Origin of the sequence: Flavobacterium kingsejongi, from assembly GCF_003076475.1 — a bacterium.
Lineage (GTDB): Bacteria > Bacteroidota > Bacteroidia > Flavobacteriales > Flavobacteriaceae > Flavobacterium > Flavobacterium kingsejongi.
On the sequence record NZ_CP020919.1, the window covers coordinates 1,637,515 to 1,655,787 of the forward strand.

Sequence of the window (18,273 nt, forward strand, 5' to 3'; positions counted from 1 at the left end):
TAGTATTATGAGTGTGAAATATTCCCCAATATTCATCATGGTCCTGCTGCTGCTATCCGGTATAAAAGCCATAGCAGCAGAAATCAGGGTAGCCAATGGTAAGGAACTGGAAGCTGCGATTGCTGCTGCCAAACCAGGCGACCGGATTATTATGCGGGATGGCATCTGGAAAGACACCACGATTCGCTTTAATGCAATCGGAACCGAGAAGGATTCGATAGTGTTGGAAGCACAGACAGCAGGAAAAGTGATCCTTAGCGGTAATTCTTCCCTCAAAGTTTCGGGAACTTATCTTGTGACCCGGGGACTATGGTTCAAAGATGGGTATAGCAAATATGTAATTACTTTTTCAGATAAAGAAAAAAATGCCCTTCATTCCAGGGTGACCAATTGTGCCATCACGGATTACAATCCATCACTAAAAACAGAAACCAATCATTGGATTGAATTATGGGGTAAAAATAACCGGGTAGATCACTGTACTGTTTCAGGCAAAACAAATGAAGGCTGTACCTTAGTTGTTTGGCTCAAAGGAGTCGAAAACCACGAAAATTACCATCGAATCGACCATAATTATTTTGGAGAAAGGCCACCGCTGGGATCCAATGGGGGCGAAACCATCCGTATTGGGACAAGCCATAACTCAATGTTTCGGTCGAATACAATAGTGGAATGGAATACATTTGAAAAGTGTAGTGGTGAGGTTGAAATCATTTCCAATAAATCCTGCAATAATACCTATCGGAATAATTTGTTTTTGGAATCGCAAGGCTCGATGGTGTTCCGGCATGGGAATGACTGCCTGGTAGAGAACAATATTTTTATGGGGAACAACAGGCCCTATACTGGTGGTGTGCGTATCATTAACGAAGGGCACACAGTACGGAATAATTATTTTATGGGACTTACCGGCCAGGATTTCAGAGGCTCGCTGGTACTGATGAATGGTGTACCGAATAGCCCGTTGAACCGTTACAATCAGGTAAAGAATGCTACTGTAACCAAAAATGTATTTTATAACTGCAGTGCTTTCCAGTTGGGAGCCGGAAGTGATGAAGAACGGACACTCCCTCCTATTACTTCGGTACTAAGTGATAACATCATTTATACAACTACAGCAGTGGCACCGATGGCCGTGTATACCGATATTAAGGGAATAGATTTTAAAAATAACATTCTCGATAGCCCTTATAGTAAATCGATAAATGGATTCACAGCCAAAAAACTGAAATGGAAAAACCAAAACGGAATTTTTGTCCCACAAGGTCATGATGGAATTGATTTTAGTGTTTTCCAGGCTGTATTGAAAACGGTGACAGGGACCAATTGGAAGGTAAAAGATAAAAGTACATATGGAACTAAAGAAGTGGTGATCCCAGTAGTTCCAGGAGTAGGAACGCTTGAAAAGGCACTGAAAAAAGCGAAAGGCCCTACACGATTGGTATTGGCTGCCGGGCAATATGTTATACAGGAACCCTTGGTTATCCTTGGTACTGTTACAATTTCCGGTAGTACGGCAAAGTCACAGCCAATAGTCCATTATGAGGCTAAAGTCAAAAACGATGGGCCGATGATCCGTATGGAAACAGGAGCAAGGTTACAATTGGAAGCAGTTACTATAGAAGGAAAACAAAATCCGGCATTGCGTTATGTGATCAGTTCTCCTGTTGAAAATACACCGGGATCTTATAGTATTTTTATGAATAAGGTACAGGTTAGCGGATTCAGGAATACGGGAAGTGCTATTTTCAAGGCAGAAAAAGGCACATTTGCCGATACGCTTCAAATCACCAATTCAAGGTTTACAGATAATAATATAGGATTGGAACTTGCTGCTGAAAAAGAAGACAAAGGTACTTATAATGCGGAGAACGTTATTCTTAAAAATACAGTATTTGCCAATTTCAACCGTTCCGTTCTCGATTATTATCGGGGTGGGAATGATGAATCTACTATAGGAGGCAATCTTGTAGTTGATCATTGTGTTTTTACCAAAATTGGTACCCAAAAAGAAGACCAGGTTATAGCGAGTACCGGGATTGTAAATGTCAGGATCGCTAATAGTGTTTTTACAGAAAATAAAAACATACCACTACAGCTTAAAGGCAAAAACAATACGCTGACCCATTCCGTTTTTTTTAATTCCGGAACAGTAAAAACAAGTACAAATGCGGTAGTATCAGAATTACAATTCGACAAACCGCAATACGATGATACAGCAAATTTCACCCTTAGTCCAACATCACCGCTAAAGAATGCGGGTAGTGATGGAAAAAATATTGGAATCATAGATCCTAAAAACGAATAATAGTAATGAGTATGAAAAAAATGATACATAAAAGAATAATCCGCATCTGTTGCCTGTTGCTTACAGTGGCTGTTTTATCCTGTGATGCGGAGACAGAGGTAGATCAGACTTTCGAGGAAATTTTAGGTGCACAACCCGCTATAGTAAGTTTTTCACCGACTTCGGCTCCCATTCAAAGTTTGGTCACCATAACCGGCAGCAATCTTAATTTTGTAACGAAAGCCTATATTGGGACTATCGAAGCAGAGATTTATTCCCGCGAGAATTCCAAAATATTAATTATAAAAGTTCCTGCAAATGCCGTGAATGGTATCATCCGACTGACCACAGATTCGGACAAGGAAGCTTCGGCAGCGAGTAACCTTACCATTACCTATCCGGTTCCGGAAATCACTACAGCCATCCCGGGCGGTAGTGTGGTAAATGAAAATATTACACTTGAAGGGAATAACCTCCAGGTGATTACCAAAATCACTTTTGGGACAGTGGATGGTGTGATGGAATTCCAGGACGATCGTACTATTATTGTACGTACCCCGAATACCGCGCCAAGCCCAATGCCGTTGACATACAGTTACAATACGGTAGCAGGAGAGGTAACCGTGAGTTTATCCGATAGCTTTGTGATTGATATACCAAGTCCGGAAGTTAGTGGTTTTCCAAAAAGTGTGATCAAGGATACTCCGGTAGTCATCAGTGGAACCGATATGAACCTCGTAACGGGTGTCCTGTTTGGCACTACTGTAATCACAGATTTTACAGTAACGCCTACCACTATCACTTTTACAGCTCCGGCTGCATTGCCTACAGGTTTTTATCCGATTACTCTGGTGTATGGTGAATCGACTGTGGTAAGTGATCCGGTAGCGTATATCAACCGCAATGTGCAGACCTATTTTAATTTTGAAGCACAGGGAATGGAAGTCATTACCGTAGGCCAGGCCGCCCAAATTTCAGCCAACCAGCTGAACGGAACTGTACTACAGGCACCTTTTCCAAGCAGTACCAATTACCACCACCTGAGAATGCTATCACCGACAGATAACGGAAGTAGTATCGCCTTTATGCGCTTTTCATTTGCAACCAATGTAACCTGGAAAACAATTTTTGATCCGGGTGCCTTTAACAATAATCCGGTACTGCACTTTTGGCTGAATACCAATAATACCACACCAACATTACGCTTGTATATGACGTCTGCAGCCAGCAAAAAACTGGTGCACTATAATACAAATGGCGAATGGAAATTAGTAGCCGTGCGATTGAGGGATTTGTTTCCGGATGTAACAGCCTCCGATTTTGTAAGTGGAAACTATATGAGAATGAATTACCTGACGGATAATCAGGCGAACATGCCATTAGAAGTCAACGCCGACTGGTTTATCATTACAGATGAGGTACTGACAGGTGTTGGTGCGATAGACCTTACGAACAGTTTTAACTAAAAAATAAAAGATGAATTTAAAAACCATAAAAGCAATCGGTCTTACAGCACTTTTTGTAGTGTTATCGGAAGGTGTTTTCGCACAATCGGGACCGGTATTGCTTTTATCCAAAAAAGAAGCCGCAGCCATCAATAGCCATCTTAAGGATTATAAACTGATGGGGAAATCGTTTGGTAAAATCAAACGTACGGCTGACAAAGCACTGGAAAAAAAGATAGAAGTGCCTATCCCTTCCGATAACGGTGGAGGCTATACGCACGAAAAGCACAAGCAAAATTATCGGGAGCTGTATAATGCCGGCCTCGCCTATCAGGTAACGGGAGAACGCAAGTATGCCGATTTTGTAGAGAAAATGTTGTTGGAATATGCCAAAGTATATCCCGGGTTGCCTTTGCATCCGATGCGGAAACAGGAACAGAATTCCGGAAAACTTTTCTGGCAGGGACTAAATGACTGTGTATGGTTAGTGCATGGAATCCAGGCTTACGATCTGGTACGTGAAAACATTAGTGCAGGCAACCGAACCATTATTGAACGGGATGTATTTCGCAGTATGGCGGCTTTTTTAAGCGAAAGCGACAGTGGAAAAGACACCTTTAATAAAATCCACAATCATGGGACATGGGCAGTTGCCGGAGAGGGAATGACCGGATATGTATTGGGAGACAAAGACATGGTCGACCGTGCTTTATATGGTTCTGCCAAGGATAAAAAAACAGGCTTCCTGAAACAGATCGAACAACTTTTTTCTCCGGATGGCTACTATTCTGAAGGGCCCTATTACCAGCGCTATGCATTACAGCCATTTATGGTTTTTGCGGAAGCGATCAACCGGAATCAACCGGAACTCAAGATTTTTGACTATCGTGGGCAGGTCTTGAAAAAAGCAGTAAATACCGTATTGCAGCTCACCGACTCCAAAGGCTATTTCTTTCCGATCAATGATGCCCTGAAAGAAAAGAACTTTATGACCGAAGAATTGGTTTTTGCAACGAATATCGCTTATGAGAATTATAATGATCCTGCCATACTACCGGTGATTAGCCAACAGAATGAAGTTACCGTTTCCGGAGCAGGATTAAAGGCGGCGGAAGCAATCCAGCAGGCAGGAAAATTGGACTATATTAAAAATCCAATGGTTATTGCAGATGGCCCGGAAGGGAAATCCGGAGGGTTATCTTTATTTCGAATGCCTACAAAAAACAAGGACGAACAGTTAACAGCCGTTTTCAAATATGCCTCACAAGGAATGGGACACGGCCATTTTGATCGTTTGGGTATATTGTTATACAATAATGATAAGGAAATCTTACAGGATTATGGTGCAGCCCGTTTCCTGAATGTAGAATCCAAAAGTGGTGGCCGGTATCTTGATGAGAATAAAACCTGGGCGCAACAATCCGTAGCACACAATACAGTTATTGTAGATGAAGAATCCCATTATAAAGGCGACTGGAAAGCCGCCGAAAAACAAAATCCGGAATTGCAGTTCTCCGATATTTCAAATCCTGAAACCCTGCAAATTACCAGTGCTGTAGAACGGAATGCTTATCCCGGTGTCCTGATGCAGCGCACCGTTGCCATGATCGGGGCAGAAACCCCTTTTATCTTGGATATTTTTACGTTGCGTTCCGATAAAGCTCATCAGTATGATCTGAACTTTATGTACAGCGGGCATATCATGGAAACCGCTTTCAAATACGATCCTGCGGTTGCGACCTTAACGCCTATGGGAAAAACTAATGGCTATGAACATTTATGGAAACTGGCAGAAGGAAGAGCCAATGTCGGTGTTTCAAAATTCACCTGGCTGAACGACAGCCGTTTCTATACCATAAGTACCATGACCGATGCCAATACGAAATTGTTTATGACCCGTCTTGGTGCTGCAGATCCCAATTTCAACCTGCGCAATGAATCCGGTTATATGGTTCGGGTAGGGGACAGGAAGGATTATACTTTTGTAAGTGTAATCGAACCTCATGGCAGTTTTGATCCCAAATTGGAATCAGTACAGGATCCCCATTCCAAGGTAGCCAACATAAGCTTGCTGCAACAGGATGCCAGTTACACCGCAGTTCGGGTGACTTTCACGAATAAAGAAACCTATACTTTGCTTTTTGCCAATGCAGCAACAGCACCCAATACGACACACAAGCTTTCCATCGAAGGTAAAAAATATGAGTGGAAAGGAAATTATACAGTAATAAAAAAGTAAAAAAATGGAAATCAGAACAGACGCATTTTACGTAGCCAGCGAAAATCCCTGGGAAACCGTTTCAGAAGGAGTAAAGAGACAAATCACCGGATATGATGTGAGTATCATGATGGTGAAGGTTGATTTTGAAACCGGAGGCATTGGCCCCATCCACCAGCATTATCATTCACAAACGTCCTATGTGGTTTCAGGAAAGTTTGAAGTAAGCATTAATGGCGAAAAGAAAATCCTGCAAACCGGGGATGCTTTTTATATCGCTCCTAATATTCTTCACGGTGCGGTATGTCTGGAAGCAGGAATGCTGATCGACGTATTCAGCCCGATCCGTGAAGATTTTATATAAAAAAATATGAAAATTAAAGGATTACGATGGTGGATTATCACCCTTATCGGTTTTGCCACCATCATTAATTATATCGACCGTTCCGCATTGTCCATCATGTGGCCTGCAATGGGAAAAGAACTTGGGATGACCGATGCGGACTATGCACTGATACTGAATATGTTCATGATTGCCTATGCGGTAGGACAATCGGTATCAGGGAAATTGTTTGATAAAATCGGTACCCGTATGGGATATGTCATTGCCATTTTTGTCTGGTCGATGTCCTCTTTGCTGCACTTTGCTGTAAAAGGAATCGGATCCCTGGCTATTGTTAGGGTTACGCTTGGAATTTCCGAAGCAGGAAACTGGCCCGGGGCGGTAAAGAGCAATGCCGAATGGTTTCCACTAAAAGAAAGAGCAGTAGCCCAAGGGATTTTCAATGCCGGAGCCTCTATTGGATCTGTGATTGCACCGCCATTTATTGCTTTTATGTATGCCGGATTTGGTTGGAAAACCACCTTTGTCATTATTGGTAGCATGGGTTTGCTATGGATTATTCCCTGGCTGATCGTCAATAAGAAATTACCCAAAGACCATCCCTGGATTACTCCGGAAGAACAATTGTTGATCACAGAGGGTAAAGTAGCACCTACTGAAACAGACGATAAGCCCGGTATGTCCATGAAAGAAATACTATCCTATAAACAAAGCTGGGGTGTTATCATCTGCCGCTTTTTTATGGAGCCGATCTGGTGGCTTTTTGTGGGATGGATGCCTTTGTATTTGCAGAAGACCTATGGTTTTGACGTGAAACAAATCGGGTTATTTGCCTGGGTACCTTATGTGGGTGCTGCCTTGGGAAGTATTGCCGGAGGATGGTATTCCGGGAGTGTGATTGCCCGGACACAATCGGTGGATAAAGGACGCAAGCGTGCGATTATAATCGCTGGAGTAATAATGTTCCTGGGATTGCTGGCGACAATTTTTATGGGTGATACGCCACTGAAATTTGTGGTGATTGTATCCTTTGTATTGTTTGGATTCCAGTTTGGAATCGGGAATATACAAACGCTGCCGAGCGACCTGATGGATAAAAAATCAGTCGGTTCCCTTGCGGGACTTGGAGGTTCTATCGGTGTAATCTCGGTGATCATTATGAACTTTATGATCCCGGTCATTACCAAGACATCCTACACACCCGCGTTTATACTGATTGCGGTCTTTGTGCCACTTGGTGTATTATCGGTCTTTGCATTCATCAAAAAAATAAAACCCATTAAAGAATAATCTAATATTTAAATAGAAATACAATGAAGTTAAAAGGAAAAACAGCGGTAGTAACCGGAGGAGCAAGAGATATAGGAAGAGAAGTAGCTATTAAACTGGCGAAAGAAGGAGCAAACGTAGTAGTGAACTTTTATTTAAGCAAAGAAGACGGTGATGAAACACTGAAGCAAATAGAAGCTATAGGTGGAAAAGCAATTATAGTACAGGGTGATATGACCAAACAGGCAGATATTGACCTTTTGGTACAGGAAACCAAAAAGGCTTTTGGAGCAGAAGTGCATGTATTGGTAAATGTTGCTGGTGGATTGATCGCCCGTAAAACCATTGAGGAAATGGACGAAGCGTTTTTTGACACGATGATGGATGTGAACCTGAAATCAGTATTCCTGGTGACGAAAGCTATTAAGCCGATGATGAAAAGTGGTGCTTCTATTGTTAATTTTGCGTCACAGGCAGGACGTGATGGAGGAGGCCCCGGAGCAGCATTGTATGCTACTGCCAAAGGTGGGGTAATGACCTATACCAGAGGACTGGCAAAAGAATTCGGCCCACAGGGCATTCGTGTCAATGCATTATGCCCGGGTATGATCGCCACCGCTTTTCACGATACTTTTACCAAACCGGAAGTGCGTGTAAATGTCGCCAACGGAACACCATTACGCCGTGAAGGTAAAGCTTCGGAAGTAGCAGACCTGGTTGCCTACCTGGCATCTGACGAAGCTTCATTCATTACTGGAAATAATATTGATATTAACGGAGGCCTGGCATTCAGCTAATCAGAAGACCATGAAAAAAGTAGTCACTTTTGGTGAAATACTCGCAAGACTGACCCCGCCGGGATTTAAAAAAATGTCCCAGACGAATCAGCTTGAAATTTATTATGGGGGGACCGAAACGAATGTTTCGGTTTCCCTTTCCGTGTTGGGATGCAAATCGGTACATGTGAGTAAAGTTTCCCGTGATTTTCTGGGAAAAGCAGCACTTTCCAACTTAAAAAGCAATGGAGTGGATACTTCTTTTGTTCAGGATGGCGATGCACCACTCGGGTTATATTTTGTAGAACCGGGGGCTGTAGTGCGTCCCGGGGTAATTTCATACAACCGCAATCACTCGGCCTTTCGGTCATTGGAGCCACAAAGCATTCCGTGGGAAGAAATCCTGACAGGAGCCGACTGGTTTCACTGGACAGGGATCACTCCGGCACATTCCGAAAATAATTTCCAGGCGCTGAAAGCAGCTTTAGTTATGGCAAAAGAAATGAACATCACCGTTTCCTGTGATCCGGCATACCGGACCGGGCTTTGGCAATATGGCAGGAAAGCTGTAGATGTGCTACAAGAATTAGTTGCTTTATCCGATGTTTTTATTGGAGGTGCAGAACAGTTTAACGAATTGCTGGGAAGTGATTTTTCGCTTTCCGATGCCGATTTTACCAAAGGAAGCATCGTTCTCAAAGCAGCATTTCCTAAATTGGGGAATATTTACGATAAAACCCGAACCGGGAAAAATGCCTCATGGCATCAGATTGAAGCCCGCATGTGGAATGGGGAAGCCTTTTTTTCCTGTGAGCCTATAGAGATTACGCATATCGTAGACCGGATTGGGACGGGTGATGCCTTTGCTGCCGGAATCATATTCGGGGAACTGAATAACTATTCGGAACAGCGAACCCTGGCTTTTGCCAATGCGGCCTGTGCGATAAAACATACCATAGAAGGCGATGCCAATCTGGCCGATTTTAATGAGATAAACCAAATTGCCGAAGGGAATACTTCGGGAAGATTAATACGATAAACATGGCAGTATTTTCAAAATTAGAGGTGTTGAATACCATCAATGGAAACGGAATCGTTCCTGTTTTCTACCATCCCGATGTGGCATTGTGCAAACAAGTCCTGCAGGCGGTATACGATGGTGGGATCCGTGTTTTTGAATTCACCAATCGGGGAGATGGTGCCCATCTGGTCTATAGCGAACTGCTGGCTTTTGTCAAAAGTAACCTTCCGGGGCTTATTCTTGGGATTGGATCGGTTGTGGATGCCGGAACAACAGCGCTTTACCTGCAATTAGGGGCTAATTTTATAGTATCTCCCATTGTAAATGCCGAGATGGCAGTTACCTGCAACCGCCGAAAAATTCCCTGGATGCCGGGTTGTGGTTCCCTGACAGAAATTAGTTATGCGGAGAGCCTGGGGGCTGATATTGTAAAGATTTTCCCGGCGGAACAGGTGGGTGGCGTTGATTTTATAAAAAATATCAAAGGCCCATGCCCGTGGACGACTATCATGCCTACCGGTGGTGTACGTCCCGAAGAAGAAAATTTAGCACAGTGGTTTGCTGCCGGCGCACACTGTGTAGGGCTGGGATCCCAGCTTTTTGTAAAAGATGTCCACGGCAATCTCGATTTTGAAGCCATACAACATACTTCCCGTATAGCAGTGGAAGCCTTTAAGAAGCATAAAAAATAATTTTTCAGAATTTAAATACCAACCCCGAATCTTTAAATTTTAATGTATGAAAATAATTCAACTTTCTTTAGTGCTTTTTTGCCAGCTTAGCCTGGCTCAGGTAACGCTCACCGCAGATGGTCCCGGCAATACCTATGAATTGATCAACAGTGTACTGGCGCCAGGCTATAATGTGGTGGAAGCTCCCGACTGTGCCCATACGGATTTTGGTCGGCATATTGAAGAGGTCTGGGATGCCGAACTGAATAAATATGTTTTTAAGTTCCACATCCATGTCACTCCGGACGACGACCGTTGCCTCAAGTCCGACCGCCAGCGCAACGAGATTAAAACCTACAATCAGTCACCAGCGAACCTGATTGGTACCTATGGTGAAAAAGTAGTGTACAAGTGGAAGTTCAAATTGGACAGCGGTTTCCAGGCTTCGAACAAATTCACACACATCCACCAGATTAAGGCGTATGGCGGTCCGCATGAGGATATTCCGGTGGTGTCCCTGATTACCCGTGGCGGTAGCAGCCCAAAGCTTCAGGTGATGCATTCCGACAGTATTAATTCGGTTGAAAAAGCATCGGCAAACCTGGCTCTTTTTAAAGGCGTATGGGTGGAAGCTACCGAAACCATTACTTATGGCGAAAGTGGTAAATACCAAATTGTCCTGAAGAAAGTCAGTGACGGAACTGTTTTATTGACCTATACCAATAATAACATCCGCATGTGGCGGGATGATGCCCAGGGTATACGCCCAAAATGGGGAATCTACCGCAGCTTGCTCAGTGCGTCACAACTTCGTGATGAAGCTTTATTGTATGCTGATTTTTCGATAGAAGAAGTTGCCACATCCTTAAAAAATAAAACGGGGGCTGTAGACAAACTATTATTTCCCAATCCGGTAAAAAACATATTGAATTTGGGGCATAACGAAACCTATGAGACCATTGCGATTAGCGATGTACAAGGGAAAATGGTATGGCAAAAAGAAAATTACCAGTTGAATGCCATTGATGTTTCGGGCCTGGAAGCAGGGATGTATGTTCTACAATTTAAAACAGCAACCACTGCGGCATCAGAAAAATTTATCAAAACAAAATAAGAGTATCCTTCCTCGCGATATTCTTACCACCAACCTGCAGGCCTACGGGATTTTGCAGGTTTTATTTTTTATGGATAAAAGATTGTAGCTTTGCATTCCTGTAATCCTTTATTTCAGGCTATAAATTGCTATCAAACAATGTCCGGCATCTACATCCATATTCCTTTCTGCAAACAGGCCTGTCATTACTGTGACTTCCATTTTTCGACTTCCTTAAGCAAAAAGGAAGCTATGGTGGAGGCACTAATCCGCGAAATGGAATTGCGAAAAAAGGAATTGGGTGAGGAAGTGGTCGAGACCATTTACTTTGGTGGGGGTACGCCCAGTGTACTGAGCAATGCTGAAATTCAAAAACTGATTGATGCGGTATACCAGCATTATACCGTTAGTGAAGATCCTGAGATTACGCTGGAGGCCAATCCGGATGATTTGTCGGGCAACCGGCTGCTGGAGTTGTCTCAGACTCCCGTAAACCGGCTGAGCATAGGTGTACAGTCTTTTTTTGAAGAAGATCTCCTGATGATGAACCGGGCACACAATGCTACCGAAGCATTAAAATGCCTGCAGGAAGCAATAACTTATTTTGACAATATCTCCGTGGATCTTATTTATGGGATTCCAGGTATGGACAATACAAAGTGGCAGCAGAATGTACAAACGGCACTTGATTTGGGAATTCCGCACATTTCCAGTTATGCACTGACGGTAGAGCCCAAAACAGCACTCAAAAAACTAATACAGACTGGAAAAGTAGCCGCTCCTAATGATGAGGTGGCTCAGGAACATTTTATGCTGCTGGTAGACCTGCTTGAAAGCAATGGATTTATCCATTATGAATTGTCAAACTTTGGAAAGGAAGGTTATTTCTCAAAAAATAATTCAGCGTATTGGCTGGGTAAAAAATACCTGGGAATCGGACCTTCAGCACACAGCTATGATGGAATCTCCCGAAGCTGGAATAAAGCGAATAATGCATTGTATTTAAAAGCAATAGCCGAAGATCAGTTGCCAAATGAAATAGAGATCCTCACCGAAACCGATCGCTATAATGAATATATCATGACGGGATTACGAACTGTTTGGGGCGTTTCCTTAGATCGTATTGGAAAAGAATTCAGTACTCAATACCTGCACTACTTACTGCAGGAATCAGAACGTTTTGTAAAGGACGGCCTGCTTTCGGTCGAAAATAACATCCTGCGTACGACACGCAAAGGAAAATTCCTTGCCGATGGTATTGCCAGTGACTTATTTATAGTGGAATAATACGATATCACCGTTAAAAATGGTCTGAATGACACCCAAAACAAGCATAGAACCAAAATCGGTTGCCCCATTCGGATTGTAAGAATCTATTTTCACGCCCCGCCAATTATTTTCAGGAAGGTATTCCGACCTGTTGTAAGAATACAGGCTGTTATTCCGCAAGCTTATTGTATTGTTCTGCGTTGCCGGAGTATAGGACGAAAAGAAATAAGGATTAAGGATGGGTGTTGTTGCAATGCCAAAAGTAAAATGCGAAGGCATGCTACTGGAAGCGACAAAGGCATATTTTTTCTGGGAATTAAAGGATGGTGTTTGTAAAATTTGGCCGAAAACACCACAACTACAGATAAGGGCGAGCCATAAAAATGATTTTTTCATAGTATTTATTTTAAATATAAATTCGGGTTCACAAACCTATTTTACTAAATTTGAACCAATGTAATAATTTTAAGGCAGATATGGTAGTGTTGCTATCCCCTATTTTGATCCTTATGTAAACAAAACAACATTGAAAGCAAAAATCCGGCAGAATGATCAGATTGTAGAAATTGATTTGGCCAAACCTATTGATATTTCGATTCCAATTACGAACACAGACGAAAACCCCATTGCATGGTACATCGATAAGCCCGTTATCGAGCCTGTACGTTTTGGCGATTGGGTAGGGAAAGTTTCGGAAGGGGCTTCTTCGACAAATTTCAATACGATTTCATTCAATCCCCACGGTCATGGTACCCATACCGAGTGTTTGGGGCATATCACAAAAGATTTTTACAGTATCAATGAGAGCCTGAAAACCTTTTTCTTCTGGGCGGAACTCATTTCGGTAACACCAGAAATACAGGATGGGGATGCTGTGATTACCAAAGATCAGGTCGCTACAGCTTTTTCCGCAGCGCAGGCCAAATCGGGTGGTACTCCGGAAGCCATCGTAATCCGGACAATACCGAATGAGGATACCAAACGATCCCTAAAATATTCGAATACCAATCCACCCTACCTGGAAGCTGCCGCCGCTTTGTATTTGCGGGATAATGGCATTTGTCATTTATTGATTGATCTTCCAAGTGTGGATAAGGAAAAAGATGAAGGAAAGCTGTTGGCGCATAAAGCATTCTGGAATGTCACCAATACTGATGTACTGAATGCGGATGCCCGAAAAGATGCTACAATTACAGAAATGATTTATGTTGCTGATTCGGTGGCAGATGGCAGTTACCTGCTGAACCTTCAGATTGCTTCCTTTGAGAACGACGCAACACCCAGTAAGCCTGTTTTATACCTGATTGAAAATGAATATACTGATTAAACTGGAGGAAGCTGCCTTGTTTGTTTTAGGCATCTATCTCTTTAGCCTTTTGCCATTGGCGTGGTGGTACTTTCCATTGCTGCTGTTGCTGCCCGATTTTTCAATGTTGGGCTATGTGGCCAATGCCAAAATTGGAGCGGTATGCTATAATATTTTCCACCATAGGGGAGTAGCAGTTATCGTATATCTTTTGGGTCTATATCTTGGAAATGATGCGGTTCAGTTGTGTGGGATTATCCTATTTTCCCATAGCGCCATGGACCGGATGTTTGGGTATGGACTGAAATATGAAAGCGGATTTAAATACACCCATTTAGGGATTATCGGTAAAGAAAAAATATGAACATAGAGAATTATTTTGAGTATTGCCTTTCCAAAAAAGGAGCTACGGAACATTTTCCATTTGATGAGGATACGCTGGTGTTTAAAGTTGGCGGTAAAATATTTGGGTTATCATCGCTGAGCGAATGGGAAAAAGGAACACCATCGGTGAACCTGAAATGCGATCCGGAACGGGCCGAATTACTGCGTGCGGAATATGCCGACATTATCCCGGGATACCATATGAGTAAGATACACTGGAATACAATTCGGATTAACCAGGATGTACCTGACAAATTGGTATGGGAGCTTATTGATCATTCTTATGAATTGGTTTTCAAAAGCCTGACTAAGAAAATACAGGCAGAAATTACTGAATTAGAGAATTAGGTATTACTTTTGTGACACATTATCGAAGCTGAATGCTATTCAGGATAATAATTTGAACTACAAACGATGAAAGAACAGATAAAAAAATTTCTCAACGAGGAGCAGGACCCTAAAGCGATTGAAAAAATCACGTCTAAACTGACGGATCTGCTAATGAAAAATGAAGAAATCAGCTATATCGGCGTGCAGAAAAAACCTGCGCTTACCGTTTTTCCCGATAGCATTGTACTAACGAATAAACGTATTATCATCTGTAAGCCTAAAAACCTGGGCTTATCTATGGATTTTACAGATTATACATGGGATGATATCGTAGGTACTTTTGTAAAAGAAAATATACTGGGTTCTGAATTTTCATTCACTACCAAAACCGATCTTACCCTATCCATAGATTATATTCCTAAAACACAGGCGCGCAAGATCTATACGTTTGCCAAAGAACAATTGGAATTGCTCAAAGAGGCTGCTCATGCCCCGGTTGTTCCTGTCGTGACTCCAGAGGTGGAGGCCCCGATTGCCTATTCACAGCCGGAAGCAATTGGTATCGAAACGGAAGAAACCATAGAAGAACCCGAAGCAATAGAGGAAATGGAAACGGAAGAAGTGGTGAATTATGCCGAAATTATGAAACCGGAACATATTGAACCGATTCCAATCTATGATGAATCGAAAATAGTGCAGGAAGAGGATAAATCACTAAAAAACCTCTCTAAGGAAGAGCTTTTCGACAAGCTTCAGCAATATAAAAAACTACTTGATAACGGACTGATCCTTCAGGGGGAATACGATGCCTTCAAAAAAGAAATTCTTCATTACCTTTAAGGTATACGAATTGAAGTGCGTTCCCATAATCAAGGAACTTTCCGGAAAGGAACAAATTGACATAGGATTTCCGATAACGAGCACAAATAAAAAAAAGAGGCTATTTCACAAATATAGTGGAATAGCCTCTTTTTTTACCTGTAATTGTAACTATGGCTTAAGTAATTTGAAGTGCGCATTGCATCGCTACAGGTGTGTTTTACATTTCGAAGTGTGTGTGGAAAAACCGGTCAATTTGACCACCTAATTCCGGAGTAAATTGACCACCCGTTCCGGAGCAAACTGACCACCTAATTCCGGAGCAAATTGACCACCAAGTTTTGTGGTGAATTAAGTATTAAAAACTATTGATTTTTTCATGTTGTTAGAACCATACATTCGTTAAAAATTTACGGATTATGGCAAACAAAATAACAGACATGAGTAAAATTAGAAAAGTAATTAAATTCTATTGTAATGGAAAGAGTAAGTTATTTATAAGTAGCTACTTATCCCTTTCAAGAAATACGGTAAAGAAATATATTTCTTTATTTGAAGTTCTCGAATTAAGCTTTGAATTAATCGACCAAAAAACCGATGCAGAGCTGGAACTTTTATTCTCCCAGACTAGTGTAGAGGCCATTAGCCCGAGATTACAGACACTTTATGATTTTTTTCCTAAAATGGAACGTGAACTAAAAAAAGTTGGCGTTACCGTACAGCATATGTGGGAACAATATATTGCTGTAAATCCTGATGGTTATCGAACTTCACAATTTCATTATCATTACAATATATGGGGCAAACGAGTTAATCCGGTCATGCATATGAACCATAAGGCTGGTGATAAAATGTATGTTGATTATGCCGGAAAGACACTCTCAATTATTGATATAGATACTGGAGAAGTCAAAGAAGTACAATTTTTTGTAGCAATATTGGGCGCTAGCCAATACACGTATGCTGAAGCTTCCATGAGCCAGCAAAAGGAAAACTTTGTTGACTCGGTAGAAAATGCCATGCGCTTTTTTGAAGGCACTCCTGCCGCCATTGTTCCAGATAATTTAAAATCTGCCGTAATAAAAAGCAGTCGTTTTGAACCGACAATCAATGAAACCCTGGCTGATTTAGCAGAACATTACGAAACCACAATTTTACCTGCCAGAGCTTACAGGCCCAGAGACAAGTCACTAGTTGAAGGAGCTGTTAAGATATTATATCGAAGGATTTATGTAACCATAAAAGAAACTAAGTTCTTTTCTCTGGAAGAATTAAACCAGCAGATCTGGGATTTACTTGACTCTCACAATAACAGAAAACTGACAGGACGCCCTTATTCCCGCTTTGAATTATTTTTAGAAGACGAGAAAGAAAAACTGCGTCCACTCCCACAAGATCGTTTTGAAATTAAATACCAGTCTTTTGCAACAGTAATGCAAAACGGTCATGTTCAATTAAGCCAGGACAAAAACTATTACAGCGTTCCGTATCAATATGTAAAGAAGAAAGCCAAGCTGTTATATACCAAATCAACAGTAGAGATTTATTATAAATACAATCGAATAGCTGTACATCCAAGAAACTACAAACCTTATGTCTATACAACAACTCCTGAGCATTTAGCCAGTACACATCAATTTGTAGCCCAATGGAGTGCTGCCCGCTTCATTGAATGGGCTAATAATATTGATGAGTCAGTAGGAGAATATATAATGCAGATAATCGAAAGCAGAAATCATCCAGAACAGGCTTATAAAAGCTGTTTAGGAATACTGAATTTTGAAAAAAAGGTAGGCAGACAGCGATTAATAAATGCCTGCAGGCGGGCACTTGATTTTAAAATTTACAATTTTAAGACCATACAAAACATTTTAGAAAACAACTTGGATCATATTGATTTTGATCAAGAACCTGAGCAGGAACTTCCCGATCACAGTAACATAAGAGGAAAACACTATTATAACTAAATTAAATCTTGAAAAAATGAATGAATCCACAGTAACCAAAATGAAACAAATGAAGCTTTATGGCATGTTTAATGCTTTTAAAACAGCCATTGAAAGCGGGAAAACAGATCATTATACCCTTGACCAGTTTGTATCGATGATTATTGATGCAGAATGGGATGAAAGGTACAATCGTCGTATTGAACGAAGTATCACTAATGCCAAATTCCATTACAAATCAAATATTGAAAGTATCAATTTTGATGTATCACGTAACCTGGACCGAAACATGGTACTGCGTCTGGCAGAATGCGAATTTATAGAGAAAAACGAAAACATTTTAATCACTGGAAGCACCGGTGTCGGTAAAAGTTATTTAGGTACTGCATTAGGTTATCAAGCCTGTATACAGGGTTTTAAGGTAAGTTATTTTAATACCTTAAAATTGTTCGCTAGACTAAAAATGGCTAAAGCAGATGGTACTTATCTACGGGAACTTACCAAAATACAAAGACAGGATGTTATAATACTTGATGATTTTGGACTCCAGGCACTTGACAGCCATAACCGAATTACTCTTTTAGAGATCATAGAGGACAGGCATAATAACGGCTCTATAATCGTGACATCACAAATACCAGTTCAAGGCTGGTATGATATAATTGGAGAAAAAACGATAGCCGATGCAATATTAGACAGACTTATACACCAATCTCATAGGCTTGAATTACATGGAGAATCCATGAGAAAGAAAAGAGGAATAAACAAAGAGTGATATTTTATTATATTTGAATACTAATTAACAGATGAAAAAATATAGTTTTTAATCAAAACGGAGGTGCTCACTTTGCACCGGAATTAGGTGGTCATTTTGAACTGGAATCAGGTGCTCACTTTAAAACGGAATGGGGTGATCAATATAACCGGAATTTGCACTAAAACACCTACTGGTGCCGATAAAATAACAATTGTTGCAATTATTAAAAACCACTTTTCTTTACGGTGCCGCTTCTCCATTTTACGCATACTCTCTTTATGTTCTACCCATATTTCATAAGCTGTCTTATTATCATCCATGACATTTTTTTTTCAAAAT

18 protein-coding genes are annotated in these 18,273 nt (G+C 41.4%); 16 read left to right on the top strand and 2 right to left on the bottom strand.

Features of this window, described 5'->3' with window-relative positions:
* The first annotated feature begins 7 nt into the window (after positions 1 to 7).
* The 10 genes from FK004_RS07090 to hemW all read left to right on the top strand — a co-directional run bounded on the left by FK004_RS07090 (position 8) and on the right by hemW (position 12,410).
* On the top strand, positions 8 to 2,308 hold the full coding sequence (locus FK004_RS07090; protein WP_108736643.1) for a polysaccharide lyase 6 family protein: 2,301 nt from the start codon (positions 8 to 10) through the stop codon (positions 2,306 to 2,308).
* Between the two features lie 11 nt (positions 2,309 to 2,319).
* Positions 2,320 to 3,753, top strand: a complete 1,434-nt coding sequence (locus FK004_RS07095; protein ID WP_108736644.1) for an IPT/TIG domain-containing protein — start codon at positions 2,320 to 2,322, stop codon at positions 3,751 to 3,753.
* 10 nt (positions 3,754 to 3,763) lie between these two features.
* Positions 3,764 to 5,971: an alginate lyase family protein gene (locus FK004_RS07100; protein WP_108736645.1), complete on the top strand. Its 2,208-nt coding sequence runs from the start codon at positions 3,764 to 3,766 to the stop codon at positions 5,969 to 5,971.
* Positions 5,972 to 5,975: 4 nt separating this feature from the next.
* Complete coding sequence (locus FK004_RS07105; RefSeq protein WP_108736646.1) at positions 5,976 to 6,314, top strand: cupin domain-containing protein; 339 nt, start codon at positions 5,976 to 5,978, stop codon at positions 6,312 to 6,314.
* Between the two features lie 6 nt (positions 6,315 to 6,320).
* Complete coding sequence (locus FK004_RS07110) at positions 6,321 to 7,583, top strand: MFS transporter (RefSeq protein WP_108736647.1); 1,263 nt, start codon at positions 6,321 to 6,323, stop codon at positions 7,581 to 7,583.
* Between the two features lie 23 nt (positions 7,584 to 7,606).
* On the top strand, positions 7,607 to 8,359 hold the full coding sequence (locus FK004_RS07115) for an SDR family NAD(P)-dependent oxidoreductase (protein WP_108736648.1): 753 nt from the start codon (positions 7,607 to 7,609) through the stop codon (positions 8,357 to 8,359).
* Positions 8,360 to 8,369: 10 nt separating this feature from the next.
* A complete protein-coding gene (locus FK004_RS07120) occupies positions 8,370 to 9,377 on the top strand; it encodes a sugar kinase (RefSeq protein ID WP_108736649.1) in 1,008 nt (335 codons plus the stop codon).
* Between the two features lie 2 nt (positions 9,378 to 9,379).
* On the top strand, positions 9,380 to 10,051 hold the full coding sequence (locus tag FK004_RS07125) for a bifunctional 4-hydroxy-2-oxoglutarate aldolase/2-dehydro-3-deoxy-phosphogluconate aldolase (RefSeq protein WP_108736650.1): 672 nt from the start codon (positions 9,380 to 9,382) through the stop codon (positions 10,049 to 10,051).
* Positions 10,052 to 10,097: 46 nt separating this feature from the next.
* Positions 10,098 to 11,144: a T9SS type A sorting domain-containing protein gene (locus tag FK004_RS07130; RefSeq protein ID WP_108736651.1), complete on the top strand. Its 1,047-nt coding sequence runs from the start codon at positions 10,098 to 10,100 to the stop codon at positions 11,142 to 11,144.
* Positions 11,145 to 11,282: 138 nt separating this feature from the next.
* Complete coding sequence (hemW, locus tag FK004_RS07135; RefSeq protein ID WP_108736652.1) at positions 11,283 to 12,410, top strand: radical SAM family heme chaperone HemW; 1,128 nt, start codon at positions 11,283 to 11,285, stop codon at positions 12,408 to 12,410.
* Here the strand turns inward: hemW and FK004_RS07140 are convergent.
* On the bottom strand, positions 12,393 to 12,788 hold the full coding sequence (locus FK004_RS07140; protein WP_108736653.1) for a hypothetical protein: 396 nt from the start codon (positions 12,786 to 12,788) through the stop codon (positions 12,393 to 12,395). The genes hemW and FK004_RS07140 overlap by 18 nt on opposite strands.
* Positions 12,789 to 12,918: 130 nt before the next feature.
* On the opposite strand from FK004_RS07140, the gene FK004_RS07145 reads away from it, so the two are divergent.
* The 6 genes from FK004_RS07145 to istB all read left to right on the top strand — a co-directional run bounded on the left by FK004_RS07145 (position 12,919) and on the right by istB (position 17,952).
* Positions 12,919 to 13,719 carry a cyclase family protein gene (locus FK004_RS07145; RefSeq protein WP_108736654.1) on the top strand — a complete coding sequence of 267 codons (801 nt, stop codon included), beginning with the start codon at positions 12,919 to 12,921 and terminating at the stop codon, positions 13,717 to 13,719.
* The gene (locus FK004_RS07150; protein WP_108736655.1) at positions 13,703 to 14,062 is read left to right on the top strand and encodes a DUF4260 domain-containing protein; all 360 of its coding nucleotides are present in this window, start codon (positions 13,703 to 13,705) and stop codon (positions 14,060 to 14,062) included. The genes FK004_RS07145 and FK004_RS07150 overlap by 17 nt, the downstream gene beginning before the upstream one ends.
* Entirely contained in the window at positions 14,059 to 14,430 is a 372-nt protein-coding gene (locus FK004_RS07155; RefSeq protein WP_108736656.1) for an MmcQ/YjbR family DNA-binding protein, read from the top strand. The genes FK004_RS07150 and FK004_RS07155 overlap by 4 nt, the downstream gene beginning before the upstream one ends.
* 66 nt (positions 14,431 to 14,496) lie before the next feature.
* Positions 14,497 to 15,252, top strand: coding sequence for a PH domain-containing protein (locus tag FK004_RS07160; protein ID WP_108736657.1), 756 nt, complete (start codon positions 14,497 to 14,499; stop codon positions 15,250 to 15,252).
* Between the two features lie 398 nt (positions 15,253 to 15,650).
* Positions 15,651 to 17,198, top strand: coding sequence for an IS21 family transposase (gene istA / locus FK004_RS07165; RefSeq protein WP_108735486.1), 1,548 nt, complete (start codon positions 15,651 to 15,653; stop codon positions 17,196 to 17,198).
* A gap of 16 nt (positions 17,199 to 17,214) precedes the next feature.
* On the top strand, positions 17,215 to 17,952 hold the full coding sequence (gene istB, locus FK004_RS07170) for an IS21-like element helper ATPase IstB (RefSeq protein ID WP_108736446.1): 738 nt from the start codon (positions 17,215 to 17,217) through the stop codon (positions 17,950 to 17,952).
* A gap of 107 nt (positions 17,953 to 18,059) precedes the next feature.
* Here istB and FK004_RS07175 read toward each other — a convergent pair whose 3' ends face one another.
* Entirely contained in the window at positions 18,060 to 18,254 is a 195-nt protein-coding gene (locus FK004_RS07175; RefSeq protein ID WP_108736445.1) for a hypothetical protein, read from the bottom strand.
* Positions 18,255 to 18,273: the final 19 nt, after the last annotated feature.

Excerpts from the sequence above, each read along its gene's own strand:
- FK004_RS07155 (WP_108736656.1), top strand. The coding sequence starts at position 14,059 with ATGAACATAGAGAATTATTTTGAGTATTGCCTTTCCAAAAAAGGAGCT.
- hemW (WP_108736652.1), top strand. The coding sequence starts at position 11,283 with ATGTCCGGCATCTACATCCATATTCCTTTCTGCAAACAGGCCTGTCAT.
- FK004_RS07120 (WP_108736649.1), top strand. The coding sequence starts at position 8,370 with ATGAAAAAAGTAGTCACTTTTGGTGAAATACTCGCAAGACTGACCCCG.
- istA (WP_108735486.1), top strand. The coding sequence starts at position 15,651 with ATGGCAAACAAAATAACAGACATGAGTAAAATTAGAAAAGTAATTAAA.
- FK004_RS07100 (WP_108736645.1), top strand. The coding sequence starts at position 3,764 with ATGAATTTAAAAACCATAAAAGCAATCGGTCTTACAGCACTTTTTGTA.
- istB (WP_108736446.1), top strand. The coding sequence starts at position 17,215 with ATGAATGAATCCACAGTAACCAAAATGAAACAAATGAAGCTTTATGGC.
- FK004_RS07150 (WP_108736655.1), top strand. The coding sequence starts at position 13,703 with ATGAATATACTGATTAAACTGGAGGAAGCTGCCTTGTTTGTTTTAGGC.
- FK004_RS07105 (WP_108736646.1), top strand. The coding sequence starts at position 5,976 with ATGGAAATCAGAACAGACGCATTTTACGTAGCCAGCGAAAATCCCTGG.
- FK004_RS07130 (WP_108736651.1), top strand. The coding sequence starts at position 10,098 with ATGAAAATAATTCAACTTTCTTTAGTGCTTTTTTGCCAGCTTAGCCTG.
- FK004_RS07115 (WP_108736648.1), top strand. The coding sequence starts at position 7,607 with ATGAAGTTAAAAGGAAAAACAGCGGTAGTAACCGGAGGAGCAAGAGAT.
- FK004_RS07140 (WP_108736653.1), bottom strand. The coding sequence starts at position 12,788 with ATGAAAAAATCATTTTTATGGCTCGCCCTTATCTGTAGTTGTGGTGTT.
- FK004_RS07160 (WP_108736657.1), top strand. The coding sequence starts at position 14,497 with ATGAAAGAACAGATAAAAAAATTTCTCAACGAGGAGCAGGACCCTAAA.
- FK004_RS07095 (WP_108736644.1), top strand. The coding sequence starts at position 2,320 with ATGAAAAAAATGATACATAAAAGAATAATCCGCATCTGTTGCCTGTTG.
- FK004_RS07125 (WP_108736650.1), top strand. The coding sequence starts at position 9,380 with ATGGCAGTATTTTCAAAATTAGAGGTGTTGAATACCATCAATGGAAAC.
- FK004_RS07175 (WP_108736445.1), bottom strand. The coding sequence starts at position 18,254 with ATGGATGATAATAAGACAGCTTATGAAATATGGGTAGAACATAAAGAG.
- FK004_RS07110 (WP_108736647.1), top strand. The coding sequence starts at position 6,321 with ATGAAAATTAAAGGATTACGATGGTGGATTATCACCCTTATCGGTTTT.
- FK004_RS07090 (WP_108736643.1), top strand. The coding sequence starts at position 8 with ATGAGTGTGAAATATTCCCCAATATTCATCATGGTCCTGCTGCTGCTA.